This window comes from Nocardiopsis camelliae (assembly GCF_028993595.1).
Taxonomy (GTDB): Bacteria; Actinomycetota; Actinomycetes; order Streptosporangiales; family Streptosporangiaceae; genus Nocardiopsis; species Nocardiopsis dassonvillei.
On sequence record NZ_CP118614.1, the window covers coordinates 2265583 to 2282802 of the forward strand.

The 17220-nt window shown below is 68.2% G+C and carries 21 protein-coding genes; 19 read left to right on the top strand and 2 right to left on the bottom strand.

The features are described from left to right. Positions 1–4 precede the first annotated feature (4 nt). The 19 genes from PV789_RS09985 to PV789_RS10075 all read left to right on the top strand — a co-directional run bounded on the left by PV789_RS09985 (position 5) and on the right by PV789_RS10075 (position 15132). The gene (locus PV789_RS09985; protein ID WP_274977134.1) at positions 5–649 is read left to right on the top strand and encodes an SAF domain-containing protein; all 645 of its coding nucleotides are present in this window, start codon (positions 5–7) and stop codon (positions 647–649) included. Next, positions 649–1407 (top strand): CpaE/TadZ family protein, encoded by a 759-nt coding sequence (locus PV789_RS09990; RefSeq protein ID WP_274977135.1) that lies wholly within the window; start codon positions 649–651, stop codon positions 1405–1407. The genes PV789_RS09985 and PV789_RS09990 overlap by 1 nt, the downstream gene beginning before the upstream one ends. Next, the gene (locus tag PV789_RS09995; protein WP_274977136.1) at positions 1404–2711 is read left to right on the top strand and encodes a TadA family conjugal transfer-associated ATPase; all 1308 of its coding nucleotides are present in this window, start codon (positions 1404–1406) and stop codon (positions 2709–2711) included. The genes PV789_RS09990 and PV789_RS09995 overlap by 4 nt, the downstream gene beginning before the upstream one ends. Further along, complete coding sequence (locus PV789_RS10000) at positions 2708–3571, top strand: type II secretion system F family protein (protein WP_274977137.1); 864 nt, start codon at positions 2708–2710, stop codon at positions 3569–3571. Before PV789_RS09995 ends, PV789_RS10000 begins: the two co-directional genes overlap by 4 nt. Further along, positions 3568–4467: a type II secretion system F family protein gene (locus tag PV789_RS10005; protein WP_274977138.1), complete on the top strand. Its 900-nt coding sequence runs from the start codon at positions 3568–3570 to the stop codon at positions 4465–4467. The genes PV789_RS10000 and PV789_RS10005 overlap by 4 nt, the downstream gene beginning before the upstream one ends. 19 nt (positions 4468–4486) lie before the next feature. Continuing rightward, positions 4487–4654: a hypothetical protein gene (locus PV789_RS10010; protein ID WP_017563104.1), complete on the top strand. Its 168-nt coding sequence runs from the start codon at positions 4487–4489 to the stop codon at positions 4652–4654. Positions 4655–4659: 5 nt separating this feature from the next. Then, positions 4660–5067 carry a TadE/TadG family type IV pilus assembly protein gene (locus PV789_RS10015; RefSeq protein ID WP_274977139.1) on the top strand — a complete coding sequence of 136 codons (408 nt, stop codon included), beginning with the start codon at positions 4660–4662 and terminating at the stop codon, positions 5065–5067. Continuing rightward, positions 5064–5486 carry a TadE/TadG family type IV pilus assembly protein gene (locus tag PV789_RS10020; RefSeq protein ID WP_212643388.1) on the top strand — a complete coding sequence of 141 codons (423 nt, stop codon included), beginning with the start codon at positions 5064–5066 and terminating at the stop codon, positions 5484–5486. The genes PV789_RS10015 and PV789_RS10020 overlap by 4 nt, the downstream gene beginning before the upstream one ends. After that, positions 5483–5893: a pilus assembly protein TadG-related protein gene (locus tag PV789_RS10025; RefSeq protein WP_212643389.1), complete on the top strand. Its 411-nt coding sequence runs from the start codon at positions 5483–5485 to the stop codon at positions 5891–5893. The genes PV789_RS10020 and PV789_RS10025 overlap by 4 nt, the downstream gene beginning before the upstream one ends. A gap of 7 nt (positions 5894–5900) precedes the next feature. Further along, a complete protein-coding gene (locus tag PV789_RS10030) occupies positions 5901–8414 on the top strand; it encodes an OmpA family protein (RefSeq protein WP_274977140.1) in 2514 nt (837 codons plus the stop codon). A gap of 480 nt (positions 8415–8894) precedes the next feature. Continuing rightward, the gene (locus PV789_RS10035) at positions 8895–9197 is read left to right on the top strand and encodes a hypothetical protein (RefSeq protein ID WP_274977141.1); all 303 of its coding nucleotides are present in this window, start codon (positions 8895–8897) and stop codon (positions 9195–9197) included. Positions 9198–9233: 36 nt separating this feature from the next. After that, on the top strand, positions 9234–9608 hold the full coding sequence (locus PV789_RS10040) for a hypothetical protein (protein WP_274977142.1): 375 nt from the start codon (positions 9234–9236) through the stop codon (positions 9606–9608). Between the two features lie 133 nt (positions 9609–9741). Then, positions 9742–10623, top strand: a complete 882-nt coding sequence (locus tag PV789_RS10045) for an ArdC family protein (protein WP_274977143.1) — start codon at positions 9742–9744, stop codon at positions 10621–10623. 54 nt (positions 10624–10677) lie between these two features. Beyond that, positions 10678–10983, top strand: a complete 306-nt coding sequence (locus PV789_RS10050; RefSeq protein ID WP_274977144.1) for a hypothetical protein — start codon at positions 10678–10680, stop codon at positions 10981–10983. Positions 10984–10996: 13 nt separating this feature from the next. Beyond that, entirely contained in the window at positions 10997–12202 is a 1206-nt protein-coding gene (locus tag PV789_RS10055) for a DNA polymerase III subunit beta (RefSeq protein ID WP_274977145.1), read from the top strand. Between the two features lie 55 nt (positions 12203–12257). Then, the gene (locus tag PV789_RS10060) at positions 12258–13130 is read left to right on the top strand and encodes an N-6 DNA methylase (protein WP_274977146.1); all 873 of its coding nucleotides are present in this window, start codon (positions 12258–12260) and stop codon (positions 13128–13130) included. A gap of 12 nt (positions 13131–13142) precedes the next feature. Then, positions 13143–13694: a hypothetical protein gene (locus PV789_RS10065; RefSeq protein WP_274977147.1), complete on the top strand. Its 552-nt coding sequence runs from the start codon at positions 13143–13145 to the stop codon at positions 13692–13694. A gap of 499 nt (positions 13695–14193) precedes the next feature. Then, entirely contained in the window at positions 14194–14472 is a 279-nt protein-coding gene (locus PV789_RS10070; protein WP_274977148.1) for an HNH endonuclease, read from the top strand. A 3-nt stretch (positions 14473–14475) separates the two neighbouring features. Then, a complete protein-coding gene (locus PV789_RS10075) occupies positions 14476–15132 on the top strand; it encodes a hypothetical protein (protein ID WP_274977149.1) in 657 nt (218 codons plus the stop codon). Between the two features lie 133 nt (positions 15133–15265). Here the strand turns inward: PV789_RS10075 and PV789_RS10080 are convergent, their stop codons facing one another. Together PV789_RS10080 and PV789_RS10085 are read right to left on the bottom strand one after the other, a co-directional pair. Continuing rightward, a complete protein-coding gene (locus PV789_RS10080; RefSeq protein WP_274977150.1) occupies positions 15266–16348 on the bottom strand; it encodes a C40 family peptidase in 1083 nt (360 codons plus the stop codon). After that, positions 16341–17216, bottom strand: a complete 876-nt coding sequence (locus PV789_RS10085) for a replication-relaxation family protein (protein WP_274977151.1) — start codon at positions 17214–17216, stop codon at positions 16341–16343. Before PV789_RS10085 ends, PV789_RS10080 begins: the two co-directional genes overlap by 8 nt. Positions 17217–17220: the final 4 nt, after the last annotated feature.

Consider the following 17220-nt stretch of genomic DNA (forward strand, 5'->3'; position numbering starts at 1 on the left):
CACCATGGTGACCACAGCCGACACCCGAACCAACGGCAGGGACAAGGACGATCCGGTTCGTCTGTCGGGCCGGGCTACTCGTCGCTGGCGGTCAGCGGTGGTCGCGGTGGCGCTCATGGTGGCCGGGGCGAGTGCGGTGGTGGTCGCGCTCAGCCAGGTGGACCAGCGCTCCCCGGTGCTGGTGGCGGCCGGTGACCTTCCGGCCGGGCACGTGGTCACCGCCGCCGACGTGCGGGTGGTCGAACTGGCCGGGGCCGAGAGCCTGCCGACGGCCTCCGACGTCGAGCAGGTGGTCGGTACCACGCTCACCCTTGCGGTCACCGAGGGCGCTCTGCTGTCGGATGCGGTCTTGGGCGCGGACGGAGAGCAGTTGGCCTCCGGGCAGGCCACGGCCAGCGTTCAACTCGCCTCGGGGCGGGTGCCCTCCTCGGTACGGACGGGGTCGCAGGTGACGGTGGTCCTCACGGGGGAGAGCAGCGACACCGCGTCCTTTCCCGCGCAGGTGCAGAGCCTCACCCCGCTGACCGAGGAGGTGGGCGGTGAGGTGCACGTGGACCTGGTGGTGGACGGCACCTACGCCGCCCAACTCGCCCGGGCCGCCGCCGAGGACCAGGTCTCCCTGGTGCAGACCCCGCACGGAGGCGACTGATGCTGGTCGCGGTGTTCTCCCTGTCCGGTGCTCCCGGTGTCACCACGCTGGCGCTCGCGCTGGCCAGCACCTGGCCCGCCCCTGATCCGGTGTGGATGGTGGAGGCGGACGCCTCCGGCGGTGACGTCGCCGCGTGGTGGCGCCTTCCGGTCTGGCCCGGTCTGGTGGACCTGGCGGCGGCCAGCCGCAGCGGCCAGGACCACGAGACGATCGACACCGCGGCGGTCTCCCAGGTGCTGCCGGGCGGTGTGCGGGTGTGCGTGGCGCCGTCCACGGCCGACCGCACCGCCGGAGCGGTCGGTCTGCTGGCCCAGAATCCCAAGGCCCTCAAGGGCGATCACGTGACGGTCGTGGACCTGGGCCGGGTGTTGCCGGATGCGACACCTGCGGCCTTCCTGGAGGTGGCGGACGCGGCGGTGCTGGTGGTTCCGGGCGATGTCGCGCACCTGAAACGTGCCAAGGAGTCCGCGGCGGGCCTGCGGACCCGCTGCCTCCGTCTGGGGCTGGCCGTGGTCGCCCCTCCCCGGGGCAGCGCGGAGATCAGCGCGGCGGTGGGGCTGCCGGTGTGGGCGAAGGTGCCGCAGGACGCGCGCACCGCCGCCTTCCTCAGCGGGCGGGGTGAGGTGGCGCGCTTGGATCGGCGCCCTCTGATCAGGCAGGCGCGCGCTCTCGGCCGCGCCCTCACAGAGCAGACACAACCGGCCGGTACGGAACGGGTGGATCCGACGGTGGCGCGATTCCTCGGGCAGGTGCCATGAGCGACGAGATGACGGCGTTCCACGTACGCCAGGTCACCGTGGAAGCGACCCGGCGCCTGAGCGCGCACGCCGCGGACACCGATCCGGTCGCGGGGCAGGAGTACCGGGCTCTGGCCCGCAGGGTCATCCGCCAGGTGCTGGATGAGAGGGCCAGCCGTGCGCTGGCCTTCGGACAGCCGGTGCTGGACGGCGACGCTGAGGAGGCCATCGCCCGGCAGGTGTTGGCGCGGGTGTGCGGGCTCGGCCCCTTGGAGGCCCTGCTGGAGGACGCCGAGATCGAGAACGTCAACCTCACCGGAACCCGGGTGTGGGTGCGCTACGCAGACGGACGGCGTGAGCGGCTTCCCGCGATCGTGGACGGCCCCGAGGAACTGGTGGCCCTGGTACGGCGGATCGCCGCCGACTCCCCGATGGGGGAGCGGCGCTTCGACCCGGCCGCCCCCATCCTGGACATGGCCCTGGCCGACGGCTCCCGGCTCAACGCCATCCTCGACGTCTCCCACCAGCCCGCCGTCTCCATCCGCCGCCACCGCTACCACACCACCGGCCTGGGCCAACTGCGACGGTTGGGCACCCTCGACCAGATGCTGGTCGACCTGCTGCGCGCCGCGGTGCGCTCGCGGCGCAACATCGTCATCACCGGCGGCACCGGCGCGGGCAAGACCACCCTGCTACGGGCCCTGGCCACGGAGATCCCGCCCCAGGAGCGGGTGGTGACCATCGAGGACGTGCCCGAACTCGCCCTGGAACGCGACGAGACCGCCCACCCGGACGCCGTCGCCCTGCACGCCCGCCCGCCCAACACCGAGGGCCGGGGCGAGGTCACCGTCGCCGACCTGGTTCGGGCCGCGCTGCGGATGTCACCCGACCGGGTCATCGTCGGCGAGACCCGCGGCAGCGAGACCGTGCCGCTGCTGACCGCCATGTCCCAGGGCAACGACGGCTCCCTGACCACCCTGCACGCCGCCTCCAGCGCAGGGGCGTTCACCAAGCTCGGCGCGTACGCGGCCCTTTCGGACCGGCTTCCGTTGGAGGCGACTTCTCTGCTGGTCGCGGCGGCGGTGCACCTGGTGGTGCACCTGTCCGCCACCCCGACGGGAGGGCGGCGCGTCACCAGCGTCCGTGAGGTGGTCGGCGCGGACGGCACCCAGGTGGTCTCCAACGAGATCTACCGCCACGAGCACGGCCAGAGAGCTCCCGCCGCGCCACCGAGCCCGGACACGGCCCGGGCGCTGCACTCCGAAGGGTTCGACGTGGCCCGGCTCATGGCCGCCCCGAACACCGTGAACGGACACCGGCGATGACCGCGGCACTGGTCCTCGGGGGAGCGGGCGGTCTGCTGCTGGGAGCCGGGGCCTGGCTGCTGCTCACCGGCGTGCAGCACCTTCCCCGGAACGCGGGGGCGCGTGTGCGACGGACACCGATGCCCCGCGCCCGGGTGCTCCGGGCGGCTTCCACCGTGGCGGGCGGAGTCCTGATCGCCCTCCTCACCGGGTGGCCGGTCGCGGGGCTCCTGGCGGCGGCCGGGATGTGGTGGCTGCCGCGCCTGCTGGGCCCCGACCGCGAGCACGCCAGCAGTGTCGCCCAGGTGGACGCGGTCGCCGGATGGGCCGAACAGATCCGCGACCTCATGGCCGGAGCGGCGGGCCTGCACCAGGCCATCGCCCACACCGTCCCCACCGCTCCCGAGCCGATCCGTGCCGACGTCGCCCATCTGGCCGAACAACTCCAACGGGGGACACCGCCCGAGGAAGCGCTGCGGGAGTTCGCCGTTCGGGTGCAGGTGCCCACCGCGGATCTGGTGGTGGCCGCGCTGTCCAGCGTGGCCAGCCGCCACGCTGCCGATCTGGGCGCGCTGCTGTCCAGCCTGGCCCAGGCCGCCCGGGAACAGGCCGCGATGCTGGTGCGCATCGCCGCGACCCGGGCACGGGTGCGCACCTCCGCGCGGATCATCGCCGCCACCACCCTGGCTTTGGCGGTGGGCCTGGCTCTGGTCAACGCCGACTATCTCGCCCCCTACAACACCGGCATCGGCCAGCTCGTCCTGGCGGGCATCGGTGCGCTGTGGGCGGTGGGCCTGGTGTGGCTCGCCCGCCTGACCCGCACCAGCTTGGGCCCCCGGGTGCTGGCCCGTGAGAAGGCAGAGCCGGAGGTGGTGTTATGAACACCTTCCTCCTTGCCGTCGCCGGCGGGTGCATGCTCGCCGCAGGGCTGTGGTTCGCGTTGCTGCCCCGCCTGTTCCGGCCCTCCCTGGCCGAACTCCTCCAAGAGCCCACGACCGCGGTCTCTGAGCCCGCAACCGAGTCCGCCGAACGCCCCGGATGGTCGAGCAGACTCGGCTCTCCCGGAGTTCCCCTGCTGTCCGCCCTGGGCCTACCGACCCAGCGCACACGCCGCCGCCTGGCCGCCTGCGACCGGGACGTGCCCGGCTACCTCTCCCAGAAAGCCGCCATGGCGGCGCTCACCCTGGTCGCTCCTCCTGTGATCGGCACCGTCCTGACCGCTCTGGGACTGGCGTTTTCACCGGTGTTCGGCGCTCTCGTCTGGGTCGTATTCGCCGCGGTGCTGTGGATGGCCCCTGACCTGGAGGTACGCGACCAGGCGAGGGAGCGCTCCGAACAGATGCGCCACACCATCGCCGCGGTCTGCGACCTGGTCGTCATCTCCCTGGCCGGAGGCGCCGGAGTCACCGGAGCCCTGGACGACGCCACCCGGGCCAGCGACACCTGGGCCATGCGCCGCATCCGCACCGCCCTGTACACCGCCACCATCCGACACGAACCCGCCTGGACCGCCCTGGAGGAGCTGGGGGAGCGCTACGACGTTCCCGCCGCCACCGAGCTGGCCGCGAGCCTGCGCCTGGCCGGAGCCGACGGCGCCCGGGTCCGCGCGAGCCTGGCCGCCAAGGCCACGTCCCTGCGTACGCAACACCTGGCCGAACTAGAGGCAGAAGCCCAGTCGGCCACCGAACGCATGAGCTTGCCGACCGTGCTCCTGTTCGCGGGCTTTCTGATCCTCATCGGCTATCCCGCCCTGCACCTGATCCTCACCAGCCTGTGAATCCGCATCGGAGGAGACGATGTTTCCCTTCCTCAACCGACCCGATCGTCCCCGCCCACACTCCGATGACGGCTACTCCACCGAAGCCGTCGCCGTGATCGCCACCCTGGTCATCCTCGCCGTCGGAGCCCTGGCCCTGATCTCCGACGCCGTCCTGGGATGGGCCGGATCCATCACCCTCGGGTAACCCCGATGCGCGGCCTCACCCTGTCCTCCACCGATCCCGACCGGGACCGCGGCAGCACCGAGCTGGTCGTGGCCACCCCGCTCATGCTCCTGCTGCTGGTGCTCGTGGTCCAGATCGGCCTGTGGGCACACGCCACCCACATCTGTCAGACCATCGCCCAACACGGTCAGGCCGCGGCCCGGGCGGTAGAGGCCACCGAAACCGACGGGCACACCCGCGCCAACGAGGTCGCAACCCAACTGCGCGGCGACCTCCTCCAGGGCCTGGACATCACCGTGGAGCGCACCGACACCACCGCCACGGTCCAGGTGTCCGCGCACGTGCCCACGATGATCCCCGGCCTGGACTGGCCCGTGAACGCCACGGTCTCCGGACCCGTGGAACACCACACCCCCGGGACAGGCCCACCATGAACCGCCACGACAACGCAGCAGACCGCGGGTCGGCGTCGGCGGAGCTGGCGCTGCTCACCCCCGTTCTCATCCTGATCGCGATGCTGGTGCTGCTCGCCCACCGGCTGGTGAGCGCGGGCATGGCCGCCGACGCCGCAGCACACGCCGCCGCCCGAGCCGCCACCCTGGAACGCACCCCCGCCGCCGCCCACACAGCGGCCGAAACCGCAGCCACCCAAGCGGTGCGTACGCACTCTCTGAGCTGCGCCACCCACGACCTGACCGTGGACACCGGCGGACTCACCCCCGGCGCGACCGTGGACGTGACCCTGACCTGCCACGCGAACCTGTCCGACCTGGTCGGCCTGCACCTGCCCGGCACACGCACCATCGAGGGCACCGCCTCCTCGGTGGTCGACACTTACCGGAGCACACCATGAGACGCCCCACCCTCCGCGACGACCGCGGGCAGGCCACCGCGTTCCTGGTCATCATGGCCACCGCCCTCCTCCTGCTGGTCGCCCTCGTCTTCGACGTCGGCGCAGCCCTCAGGGAGCGCAACCACAACCTCCAGCTCGCCCAAGAAGCCGCCCGCGCCGGAGCCCAGCAGATCGACCTGGCCGCCTACCGGGCCGACGGCACCGTGACCCTGGACCCCACCGCCGCGACCACGGCCGCCAACGCCTTCCTCGCCGACGCCGGAGTGCGGGGCACCGCGACAGTCAACGGCGACGTGGTCACCGTCACCGCCCAGAGCACCTACACCTTCCGCCTGCTCCCGCTCGCCGCGCGCACCGCATCCGCAACAGCGAGCGCCACACCGCTCACCGAACCCACCACGCCCTGAGGCACCCATGACACACCCACGCCTTCGCCAGCTCGCCGCACTCACCACCACCCTCGCCCTCCTGGCCGGACTGCCGTGGCTGGCCACACTCCTGACCTGGCCCGTCCTCGACCTGTCCTGGACCAGCGTGCAGGTGCACCTGCGCAGCGCACGCCTGCCCCAAGGCGTGGGCACCGCCCTGCTGATCCTGGCCCTGTGGGGACTGTGGAGCCTGTACCTGGCAGTCGTGATCACCGAAGCGATAGGGCGCTTTCGCCACCGCCAGCCCCGGCTCCGGCTGCTACGCCCCTTGCAGATGCTCGCCGCCACCACCCTGGGCACCATCGCTGTCTCCCCAGCCGCCGCCCACGCCGCAGCTCCGGCCACCACGATCTCCCAGGACCCCGCCGAACCCGTAGCCGAGGACCTGGCCGGAATAGAGGCGGACCGGCAGGACGTCGAGGAGCCGGTGCTCATCGACCGCTCACGCACCATCGACTCCTTCGGCTACGACTCCGCCGAGCTGAGCGAGCCGATGCGCCAGGACGTACAGGTCATCGCCCAACTCATCGACCAGCACGGCTCTTCGGAGATCCCCGTGGTGGTGACCGGACACACCGACGCCGCAGGCGATGCCGCCTACAACCTCGATCTGTCCCAGCGACGCGCGGAAGCGGTCGCGGAACAGTTGCGTACGCACCTGGGCGAAGGGATCACCGTGCGCGCCGAAGGAGAAGGAGACCGAGCACTCATCGACTCAGCCGATGACGCCGAGCAACGCCGCGTAGAGATCTCCTACAGCGTGCTCCTCACCCCGCCCCCAGCACCGGACACCCCGCCAGCACACCACGATCCGGAAAACGAGGACGCTCCCGAGGAGACCTCCACTCCCGCGGTCGGACTCTCCCTGCCCGGCGGCCTCATCCTGGCCATGACCACCGGAACCGCTGGGGTGGTGGCCGGCATGGCCCTCGAACGCCGCCGCGGCCAACCACAGCACTCCAGCGACGCGTACGAAGCCTCCACCGACGCGCACGACCAAGCCGAAGCCGCACACCACACCGCCGAGGCACCCCTGTCGCCAAGCGCACCGATCGACACCGACGAGGACGCGGAAGACGAGCGTCCCGAACTGGCGATGATCGACCTGGCCCGCGCACCCGGGCTCGGCATCACCGGCCCCGGCGCCGAGGGCGCTGCTCGCACGCTCCTGACCCGCGCCCTGGACCACAGCGAGAGCGCCCTCACCGTCGTCGTGCCCAACAGTGACCTGCACGCTCTGCTGGACGAAACACGGCGCCTACCCCAGCTCGACGAGGACGCCTCCATCATGGTGACCGACGGTGTTGAGGACGCCCTGACACTGCTGCAGCTCCAAGTACTCGCCCGGCACCGCGCCGCCGACGAACACGACGACACAGAAGACCAGGACGCCGCACCCCCCGGCGGACCGCAGTTCGTGCTGCTGGCCCGCGCGGACGCAGGCGTGGCCACGGAAGTTGCCTCCCTGCTCGCCCACACCCCGAACGCACCCCTCCACGCGATCCTGCTCGGCCCTTGGCCCCAGGACGACGGCCCGACCATGAGCATCGACGCCCACGGCGTCATCACCACAGCCGATGCCCCCTTCGCTGAAGCGGTGGGCCACCACTGGGCCACCACCACCTCAGCCGAGCTGTACCGGGCCCTGCTCACTCGCCACGACACACCGTTCGAAGACACCGAGGACACGGAACACGCTGACGTAGTAGACGGCATCGAAGAGCCCGAACTGGAACCCGAACCCGGTGCAGAAGCCGCTGCGCCCCGCCAGGCAGAGGCGTCCGCAGGGGCAGTGTCCGTCACCGTGCTCGGCCGCATCACCCTGGCCGTTCACGGACAACAGGTCCGCCCGCATCGCCGAGCCGCATACGAGGTCCTGAGCTACCTGGCCGCCCACCCGGCAGGGGTGAGGCTGGAGGCCGCGGTCGACGCGATGTGGCCCCAGGACACCGGACACCGCGCCATCAGGCGCTGGCACGACGCCTGCACCTCCGTGCGCACCGCCTGCCGTCCTCTCCTGGGCGAGGACGCGACCGCGGTCATCATCCACGACGGCGACCTCTACCGGCTCAACCCCGACCTGGTGGTGTGCGACCTGTGGCGGGTGGAACAGTTCTTGGATGAGGCCGATCACAGCGGTACTCCGGCTGAGCTGGCCTCCTCTGCCGCGGCGATGTGCGACGGCGACTTCGCCTCGGAGAGCGACTACCTCTGGGCACATGGTCCACGCACCCGTCTACGTACTCGACTTGTCACCGCGCTGGTGCGTACAGCTCAGAACGAGGAGCCGGTGCAGGCACAATCGCTTCTTCACCGGGCAGTGGAAATCGACCCGAGTGACGTCGACGCCGCGCACGACCTCATCAAACTGTGTCTGGATCGAGGAGACGAACGCACGGCACGCCGCATATATCATCGCCACAAACTCGCCGTTGAAGACCTGGATAACCAACCTGACGGGACGATCACTCGGCTCCTCGGTGGTGTCGAAATCTCCTGATGCTCTTGCCGAAAAGGCGCCTTTCTGTAGTAGGAGAGGCGCCTTTTTGTGTTGTGCGAACGTTGTGCGCTTCCTAGCCAACCCGCCGGTCGTTGAGTCCACCCCTGTCTCCGCCTACATGAAGGGCAGGGGGTTGCGCATGCAAAATGCCTGTTCAACAGGCATGTGCGGGTAGTCGATGGGGTCCCCGACAGGTGCCGTAGGCAAGCCTGCAAACTCTGTGTGGATCGCCCTGGGTCGTGGGATCGTCTCCCTCCTTCTTTGGTCATCATTGATTTGTATCCACTGATTCATATGTCCCATTCGAGAGCCTCTCTTGTTGTTTTCTGTTGGCCTTATGGATTGCCTTGTCCTGGCTTGTATTGGATTTCTTCCGTGCTGTCTTGCTGGTTTGTAAATGCGCGCCCATGTGGGTTTATTGGGTGGTTTTCGGGTATATAGATAGTGACCAAGCAAACGAATTTCACTCGGGAGATTTCTATGTCCCCCTGGTATGGCGTCTGGCATGGCGGTAACGGATACGCGCTGTCCGAGTTGGAAAACGAATTGGAGCGGTTCGGCTCGATCGAATCGGCGAAGGAAGCCCTGTCCGACCGGTACCACTCCGGCTACTCATGGCGTCAGAAGTTCGACTACGTCAACCGCGACCCGGAGTCGGTTCTCACCCCCGCCGTCGGCGAAGACTCGTGCATCCACCTGTTCGCGTCGCCCGACTGCCTTGACTACCCGGACCGGTGCGTGCGTTTCGGTCCGCGCGGTGGCGTGCGCGTCGAGAACTGCTGAAAACCCGCAAACCCGCAACACCACGGGTGGTGTGCCATGTCGACCTTCGTCCTTTCTGACTTTACGCCCGAACCTCACACGCTGATCATCGAACCGAGCGGGTTCTACCCCCGCGACTGGGCTCCCGTTCCCCGTGAGCGCTGGGCTTACCAGCTGTACCGCGAAGACACGTTGATCTTCGCCGGCGACGACGTGGGAAGCCCTGCCGGTGTCTCCGAGGACACCGTGGCGCGTAACGTCATCGGCTTCCTGACCACGGTTCCGAGCGACAGTGACGCCGAATACCTGGCGAACTACACCCCCGCACAACTGGCGTGGTGTGACGAGAACGCCGAATACCTCGCGTCCTGTCTGTACGGCCCCGACGGGGAAGAGGTCGCGGACCTGTCCGCATACCGCGCGGACGAATAGAGCGGCTTGGGGTGTCGCCGTTGAAACGGCGACACCCCCTATTCCCGGTCTCTGATCAGAACCCACGCGCCTTTTCCGTGCCTTGTGGGTTGTGACCAGTGCCCGAAGAAACCCGTTTTCGATTGGATCCGCTATGGCTCCCAGGAAGAAGAAGCGAAACCAACTCACCCCCGAACAGCGACAGGAACGGTTGCGCGCGGCGCACGACACGCTGACGAACGCCGTGGAATCCCTCACCACTGAGGAGGGATGGCAGGCCATGATCCGCTCGCGCGCGTGGCTTCGCCGCTACTCGCTGGGCAACCTGCTGATGATCGTTGCCCAGAACGAACACGCCACCGACGTTCGCCCGTACGGCGAATGGAAGAACGCCGGACGATACGTGCGCAAGGGTGAGCGCGGTATCCGGATCTTCGCACCGCTGCGCTACCGCGTGCGCGATGACGAGGACAACCCCGTCACCGACCGCGACGGCAACCCGCGCTACGCGGTGCGCGCCTTCACGGTGGTCTCGGTGTTCGACGTCTCCCAGACCGACGGCGAACCGCTGCCCACCACCGACCGCGCCACGCCGCGCGTGCTGGAAGGCGCCGCACCCGCGCGCCTGTGGGACGCGATCGCCGACCAGATCACCACGCGCGGATACGCGATCGAGCGCGGAGACACCGCACCCGCCAATGGGTGGGTCAACTACGACACCCGCACGGTGCGCGTGCGCGAAGACGTCGACGACGCCCAGGCGGTCAAGACGCTGGTGCACGAACTGGCGCACATCGCCTGTGAGCACAACACCCGCGACATCCGACGCGCCACGGGTGAAGTCGAAGCCGAATCGGTCGCGTGCCTGGTCACAGCCATGGCCGGACTCGACAGCCTGCCCTACTCGGTGCCCTACGTGGCCGGGTGGGCCAAGGACGCCGAAACCGCACGTGCCAGCGCGGACCGCGTGCTCACGGTCGCCGACGCGATCGTGTCCACGCTCACCGCCACCGTGCCCGACACCGTCGCAGCCTAGATCGCTGGCTGGTGAGGCCGTTCCCGCGGCCCCACCAGCCCCGGAGGTTCTCCGATGCCCGTTCTCACCATCGAGATTTTCGCGACCGCGCCCGACACCGACCCGTCCGACGCGACGGTGTGCGGGATCGCCGACCTGTTCACGCTCGCACTCGCCGACACCGACAACGACACCGGCGCCGTGTACCTGCTGAGCTTCGACGTCGTTCCCGCATCCCCGGTCATGGTCACCGCCTTGTGCGTGGCCACGGACGCAGACACCGCCAGGAACGCCGTCGCCGAACGGCTCGCCGGCGCGCTCACCGACACCGGTTGGTCCCTGCACGCCGGACACACCCACATCCACCACGCCGACAACTAAGGGGAGAAACCCGATGACCACGACCATGAACGAGACCACCACGTTCGCTCTGACCACTACCCGGCGCGTGCTCACTGACGCCCTGGACACGGTCGGCCTCGCTGTCGCCACCCGACCGGCTGTGCCCGTTCTGGCCGGTGTCCTGATCACCGGACACGAGGACGGCAGCGCGACCCTGACCGGGTTCGACTACCACACCGCCATCACGGTCACCCTGCCCGACACCGTGCGCGTGCCCGGGCGCGTGGTCGTCTCGCACTCCGAACTGAAGGGGGTGCTGTCGGCGACGGCGAAGGGCACCCCCAAGCGTCAGGCCGACGCCGCACCGGTGACCTTCGCCAGGGACGACGGCACGCCGTCGGTGACGGTGGACGGCTACACGGTGCCCTTCGAGGAGTACCCCACCAACGACTACCCGACGTTGCCGGAGGCGCCGCCCACGCTGGCCAGCATGGGCCGTGAGCGGTTCGTTTCGGAACTGGCCAGGGTGAGCGTCGCGACCATCGGTGCCGACTGGGGACTGCCGATGCTGGAGACGGTCCGTATGGAGATCGCGGACGAGGGTCACCAGTTGAGCATGGTCGCCACCGATCGCTACCGCTTGGTTTGGTCGATCTTGCCCACTCTCCCCGAGAACACCGCGGCCGGTACGGGTACCGTCCTGGCGCACGGGAGGGCGCTGGCCAAGCTCACCAAGAAGCTGACCGGTGACACCGTCGGCATCGGTATCGGCGACGACCTGTTCGCCATCACGTGCGGCAGCGTTCGCGTGCTCACCCGCGGACACGAGGAGGTGGGCAACTTCCCCGCCTTCCGTCCGCTGTTCCCGGACACCGCCTCGGTCATCGTCACCGCGGACCGTGCCGAGCTGCTCAAGGCCACCGTGCGCGGGCGAGGAATCCTCAAGGCCAAGAAGGAGAACGGCCTGTCGTTGACGATGACCGTCACTTCCGACGCGGTGACCATCGCTCCCGACCTGTCGGGTTCGACCATCTCCCCGGAGATGCCGGCCAAGACGGACGGCGTCACCTCCGGTGACCTGCTGCGATTCGGGTTCAACCCCGAATTCCTGGAAGACGCGCTGTCCAGCATCACCGCGGACACCCTCACCCTGCACGCCACCGCCACCACCAAGCCCGTCGTGGTCACCGACGGAGACGAGAACGTGAGCAGCGCCGCCTACCGGCACCTGCTCATGCCGATCCGGCTGTCCAGCTGACCGGTTTCCCGGGGCCGTCCCTGCCAGGGACGGCCCCGTTTGCGGAGGTTTCGCCATGGCCACGAACAAGAGTCCCCACGAGCAGGCGCACGCTATCGCGGACGCCGTCGACACGGCGTGGCACCGTGCCCACGGCTACGGGCATCTCGAAGTGCCCCTGTCGGTGGTCGCCGCTCTCACCTTCCTGGCACCACCCGTCCACGAGCGCGACGCTGTCGCAGCGTGGGTCGCTGACCTGAGCGGAGATGACCTGTACCGGTTCGTGTGTACGCAGTGGGCCGCCTTCGTGCGCACGCGGCCCGACCTGACCAACCCCGTCGCACCGTTCGCGTTGGTCTGGCACGGTGACCAGCGGCTGTCCGAGCAGGCCCTACGCGGAGCACGCGAGGTCTCACGCGCGGCCGTGCGCGCGGGGCTGTTCGACCTGAGCGGAGACACCGACACCCGCCGTTCGGTGGATCTGTTCGGTGTGCTGCTCACCGTCATGAAGGGCCGCAACGCCCAGAGCGCGCACGGAGCCTTCTACACGCCCGGACACATCGCTGACTTCCTCTCCTACGTCGGCATGTCCGGTCCGACGGAAGCACCTGAGATCCACGAGCCCACGGTCGGCACCGCTGGGATGTGGAGAGCAGCCGCGGAGGCCATGCGCGGGCGTGGACAGGATCCCGCACGCGCGACGTGGGTGGGCATCGACATTGATCCGCTCGCCGTCGCCTGCGCCGCCGTGAACGCCGTTCTGTGGCAGTTGGGCTTTCGCGTCGTCCTGGGCGTCGGCGACTCCCTCACCGAAGAGGCCACCACGCGAGCCCTTCACCAGAGGGACGAGGCCGTGCGCATCGCCGACGAGGCGCGGACCATGCGCCGGATGCAGGTCGCGCTGGACGCCCTCACCACCCCGCGGTCGGACAGCCGACCGCGCTCATGAAAGGACAAGCTGATGCCGACCAAGCGGATCCGGCTGCCTCACACCGGACTGCAGATTCCCGAGAAGTTCCCCTTCCGCGTGGCCCGACTCGACCAGGTCGACACCGTCTCCGGCATCGCCTGGTCGGCCGACCTGCGTTTCGGCTCCCGGCGCCTCGGTGTCATTGCCAACGACGGTAGGGGCTCGGCGACCCTGTTCCACCCCGAGACCCCGTCAGCCGCGAAGGCCATGCGGATCTTCGTGGAGATGTGCCTCGACTCTGACGGCGAACCCCTGTCCGACGAGTTCGTCTACGACCTGCTGGCGGACGAGTACGAGCAGGCCGACGAGGTGGCACGTGCCGAATCCCGGCAGCGGTACAGCGTGCGGATGTTCAACCAGTGGGACATCCCCATGCTGACCGAGTTGAAGAACGTGCCCGCCGGGTTCCCGGACTACGAGGCGGCGCGTCGGATCGCCTCCGTCCTGGAGCCTCCGTCAGAGGCGGTACGCGGTGAGCTGTGGATGGGGCCGGACCGCGGATGGGTGCAGGTCTTCGCCCTTCCCGACGACACCACAACCTGACAGAGAAAGGGACCGGGTGAGAACCCGGTCCCTCCTGCGAAACCCGCTGCGACCAAGCAAACGAATCCGCACCGGCAGCCTAACGCGGCCTTGGCGGAGCGACAACAAGGGTGCTACCAGCGGAGGTAGCACCCTTCGACCTGTTGAAACCCCGGTATGAGACGGTGTCGCCCGTGCTGAGCGGCGTTGGTTGACCCATCAACTTCTCAGAAAGCTCAGGTTTCAGGGCGATACAGCCAGCTTCGGTGTTGTCCGTTTTCCTGTGCCAGAACACGTCAGGATTGAGGGTGGCCATGACCGTTTTTTGTTGAATGGAGATGTTTTGGTATCTAGTGGGAGGATGATACCTTTTTGGACTCAAGTTCTTCCCAGGTCCAGCTCAGGGGCTTGTTTGGACTGTCGTCTGTGGGCGACCCACAGATTGTCGGACCGCCTACTTACGATGCCAAGTACCGCGCCCGTCGGACATCGATAGGCCTCTTCCCTCCCAGGACGGCAGATGAGCAAGGACTACGTACACACCGGCGTCGAAAAGGCACTGTTCCTCCTCAGTCGCGGGCACTGCTACGAACCGAGTTGCCAGATGCCGGTGCTGCAAGTGATCAAGGGCGATCCCTTCGTCAACGTCCAGATTGCACACATATGTGCAGAGGAGAAGAACGGGCCACGGTTCGACATGTCGATGACGCGTGAGGAACGCAGGAGCTTCGCCAACCTCATGCTGCTCTGCAAGCCACACCACACCATGATCGATCGTATGGCAACGGTAGAAAACTAGCCGGTGTCTCTCCTGCGTGCTTGGAAGGAGGCGCGGGAGGGCGACTTCTCCTCGCGTCTTAACGGGATCGGCGTACTCAATGAGGAAAAGCTGCAAGAACTCATGGCCGATGCCGTCGTTGAGGCTAGGCAAGACATCGAAAAAGCCACCGGTGTGTTGACTTCGGTCAGCAAGGAGACCGCAGACATGGTCAAGTCGCTTGCCTTGGAAGCCTTCGACCGTCCCTACATACCGACGTTGGATTACGACGCTGTGGCTTCACTTGAGCGCTCGTCCCGTATGCTCGCAAGCCTCCCTGACTATGCTCCCATGCTCGCCAGGGCGGCAGAAAACCTCGGAGACCTTGAAAGGTGCTCAAGCAACCTTCTCTCTGCGGTTGATGTTATTGATTGGCCAGCCCTGCGTGGGACTCCTGAGGCTGTTCAGGATCTCAACGTGGCGGTTGGCAGGTTGCCGCGGACTTCTTCGGATCTGGAAGAATATGTCGCTAGAATTGAGCGGACGGTTGTGGAGTTGGACGGCTCCGTGCCGCCGGTCATTCACATCGACGACCAGAAGCGGTGGCAGTACCTCAAGTTCGGCATGGTAGTCGGTGCTGTAGCTGTCATAGTAATTGCCGTGGCCATAATTTGGCTAGTAAATGGCGCAAGTTCTGGCTGACTGGAGGCTGGCATCCAATGTTTTTTGCTGTGGTGGACATTGGGCGGGGATAATTGGTGCGTTATTGGTATTATGTCTTTCCATTTTCGGGGGATGTGGCGCGCAAAATAGCCAACTCTTGTGAGAAGGCCAGTCATGTAGAAGGTCGCACGGCTTCCATGAACCGAGGTGAGTAGAAACCGGAGTCGACAGGTTCCACCTGGACGGTCTGTCCGCTGCTGGGAGCGTTGATCATTTGTCCATCGCCGACGTACATGGTTACGTGTGACGGAGCTGGACCAGGGGCACCGGTGTCGGTGGTGTCGTAGAACAGCAGGTCCCCCGGCTGGACCTGGGCCAGGGGGACACGGGTTCCGGTGTGGTACTGGTCTGTGGTCACCCGGGGAATCGCGACCCCGACGGCCTCCCATGCCTTCATGGTCAACCCTGAGCAGTCGAAGGCGTCGGGTCCGGTGCCGCCCCACACGTACGGCTTGCCCACCTGCTCAAGCGCCCACGCCACCGCTGCCCGTCCGGCGGCACTGCCAGGACCGGCACCACCGATTCCGCTGTCCGGGTACTCCGCCGTGTAAGCGTCGATTTCGGCCATGACCTCGTCCACGTACACGTCCCACGGGTTGTACCGGAACAGGGCTTCGGCGAGCTGACCCCGGTCAGTGAAGTCGACCGTGTTCTCCGGATGGCTGGCACACAGTTCCACGGCGGTGGAGGCCACCGCGTCGTAGACGTTGTGGGGATTGGCTTCCCCATCCCCGTTGCCGTCCACCCCGTAGTCCGACCAGTTCGCGGGAAGGTGCTGGGTGGCTCCGACCGCGGCGTCGAACTCGGTGTCGCCGTCCCAGCGCCCGTCGTCGGTGTCGTAATGGGGAGTCCAGTTATTGCCCGCGCCGGTGCCGTCCAGGACAGGGCCGATGACGGGCGGCTCGGTGTCCCCGTTCTGACTGATCCGGCTTCCCGCAGCGTGGTCAGACTCCACCGAGCCGATCCCGGCGAGGATCTGCCAGCGCATTCCTGTGCACTCGGGGTGGAGGCCTGCGAGCCTTCGCGCTCCCTGGACGTAGGCGTCCAACAGCACGGGGTGGACGCCGTCGACCTCGTCGGGGACCGTGCCGGCGTGGGGATCGTCCACCACCACACCGGCGAGTGAGGACAGCAGTCCAAGAACGACCGGAACGGCGACGAGCACCGCACAGCCGCACCCGAGCGGGCTAGCCACCGTGCTCCTCCCACTCGGGCAGCGGCGGCTGTACAGAGCGGCTGGGGGACAGTTCGGAGAGCCGGAAGCGCTGCCCGGTGGGGTCGTCCAGCAGCGCCCACACCGCGTCAGCCGGGTGGGCGCCGTGCACGGCGGTGGCAGCGGGAACCGGTGGCCGGAGGATGCGGTGGCGCACATTCGCCTCGCGCTTGGCCGAGGGCAGCCAGAACAGGACGATGCCCCGGTGGGTGGTCACCCGGGTGAGCTCGGCGTAGGCGTCGAGCTTGTCCGCCAGACGGCGCAGGTTCTCGGTGCCGGTGTCGTACTCCAGGTAGAACCCGGTTACCTGCTCGCCCTCGCGCCAGCGTCCGGCGGCGTCGGGGCGCACGATGTCGCCCCATCGCGCCTGGCACTGGGCCGCGGTCCACCACCGCAGACGGGCGTCGTGGTCGCGGGTGTGCGCGGCCAGGGCCACGAAGACGTCGTTGACGCCCACGGTGTGGGTCAGCGAGGAACGGTAGGCCAGGGTCAGCGCTCTGCCGCGCCGGTAGCCGAACTCCGCCACGGTCTGGTCGGCCTCGGCGGCCAGGATCTCCGCGCCGGGAAGGTCCAGGACGTAGTGCCAGGGGGCGGACCCCTGCGCGATCCAGGGACGGAACCGGTCCATGGCCCGAAGCCGGTAGAGCGTGGCTAGCCGCTGCTTGGCGGTGCTGTAGGAGGAGAAGAGCAGCCGTGCGATCTGGTCGGTGGTCAGGGTGCGGTGCTCCCACACCAGGCGCATGATCTCCCGGTCGCGCGGGGTCAGGCGCCGGATCAGCGTGTGCAGGGTCTGGGCGGAGGTACGGGCACGGACGGGCGCGCGGTGGTCGGGCCGGGTGTGCGTACGCAACGGG

What these genes read in the sequence shown, in the direction of transcription:
- PV789_RS10060 (WP_274977146.1), top strand. Translation starts at nt 12,258, where the DNA reads ATGGCCACGAACAAGAGTCCCCACGAGCAGGCGCACGCTATCGCGGAC.
- PV789_RS10040 (WP_274977142.1), top strand. Translation starts at nt 9,234, where the DNA reads ATGTCGACCTTCGTCCTTTCTGACTTTACGCCCGAACCTCACACGCTG.
- PV789_RS10045 (WP_274977143.1), top strand. Translation starts at nt 9,742, where the DNA reads ATGGCTCCCAGGAAGAAGAAGCGAAACCAACTCACCCCCGAACAGCGA.
- PV789_RS10010 (WP_017563104.1), top strand. Translation starts at nt 4,487, where the DNA reads ATGTTTCCCTTCCTCAACCGACCCGATCGTCCCCGCCCACACTCCGAT.
- PV789_RS09995 (WP_274977136.1), top strand. Translation starts at nt 1,404, where the DNA reads ATGAGCGACGAGATGACGGCGTTCCACGTACGCCAGGTCACCGTGGAA.
- PV789_RS10050 (WP_274977144.1), top strand. Translation starts at nt 10,678, where the DNA reads ATGCCCGTTCTCACCATCGAGATTTTCGCGACCGCGCCCGACACCGAC.
- PV789_RS10020 (WP_212643388.1), top strand. Translation starts at nt 5,064, where the DNA reads ATGAACCGCCACGACAACGCAGCAGACCGCGGGTCGGCGTCGGCGGAG.
- PV789_RS10000 (WP_274977137.1), top strand. Translation starts at nt 2,708, where the DNA reads ATGACCGCGGCACTGGTCCTCGGGGGAGCGGGCGGTCTGCTGCTGGGA.
- PV789_RS10065 (WP_274977147.1), top strand. Translation starts at nt 13,143, where the DNA reads ATGCCGACCAAGCGGATCCGGCTGCCTCACACCGGACTGCAGATTCCC.
- PV789_RS09985 (WP_274977134.1), top strand. Translation starts at nt 5, where the DNA reads ATGGTGACCACAGCCGACACCCGAACCAACGGCAGGGACAAGGACGAT.
- PV789_RS10035 (WP_274977141.1), top strand. Translation starts at nt 8,895, where the DNA reads ATGTCCCCCTGGTATGGCGTCTGGCATGGCGGTAACGGATACGCGCTG.
- PV789_RS10055 (WP_274977145.1), top strand. Translation starts at nt 10,997, where the DNA reads ATGACCACGACCATGAACGAGACCACCACGTTCGCTCTGACCACTACC.
- PV789_RS10025 (WP_212643389.1), top strand. Translation starts at nt 5,483, where the DNA reads ATGAGACGCCCCACCCTCCGCGACGACCGCGGGCAGGCCACCGCGTTC.
- PV789_RS10005 (WP_274977138.1), top strand. Translation starts at nt 3,568, where the DNA reads ATGAACACCTTCCTCCTTGCCGTCGCCGGCGGGTGCATGCTCGCCGCA.
- PV789_RS10015 (WP_274977139.1), top strand. Translation starts at nt 4,660, where the DNA reads ATGCGCGGCCTCACCCTGTCCTCCACCGATCCCGACCGGGACCGCGGC.
- PV789_RS10030 (WP_274977140.1), top strand. Translation starts at nt 5,901, where the DNA reads ATGACACACCCACGCCTTCGCCAGCTCGCCGCACTCACCACCACCCTC.
- PV789_RS10070 (WP_274977148.1), top strand. Translation starts at nt 14,194, where the DNA reads ATGAGCAAGGACTACGTACACACCGGCGTCGAAAAGGCACTGTTCCTC.
- PV789_RS09990 (WP_274977135.1), top strand. Translation starts at nt 649, where the DNA reads ATGCTGGTCGCGGTGTTCTCCCTGTCCGGTGCTCCCGGTGTCACCACG.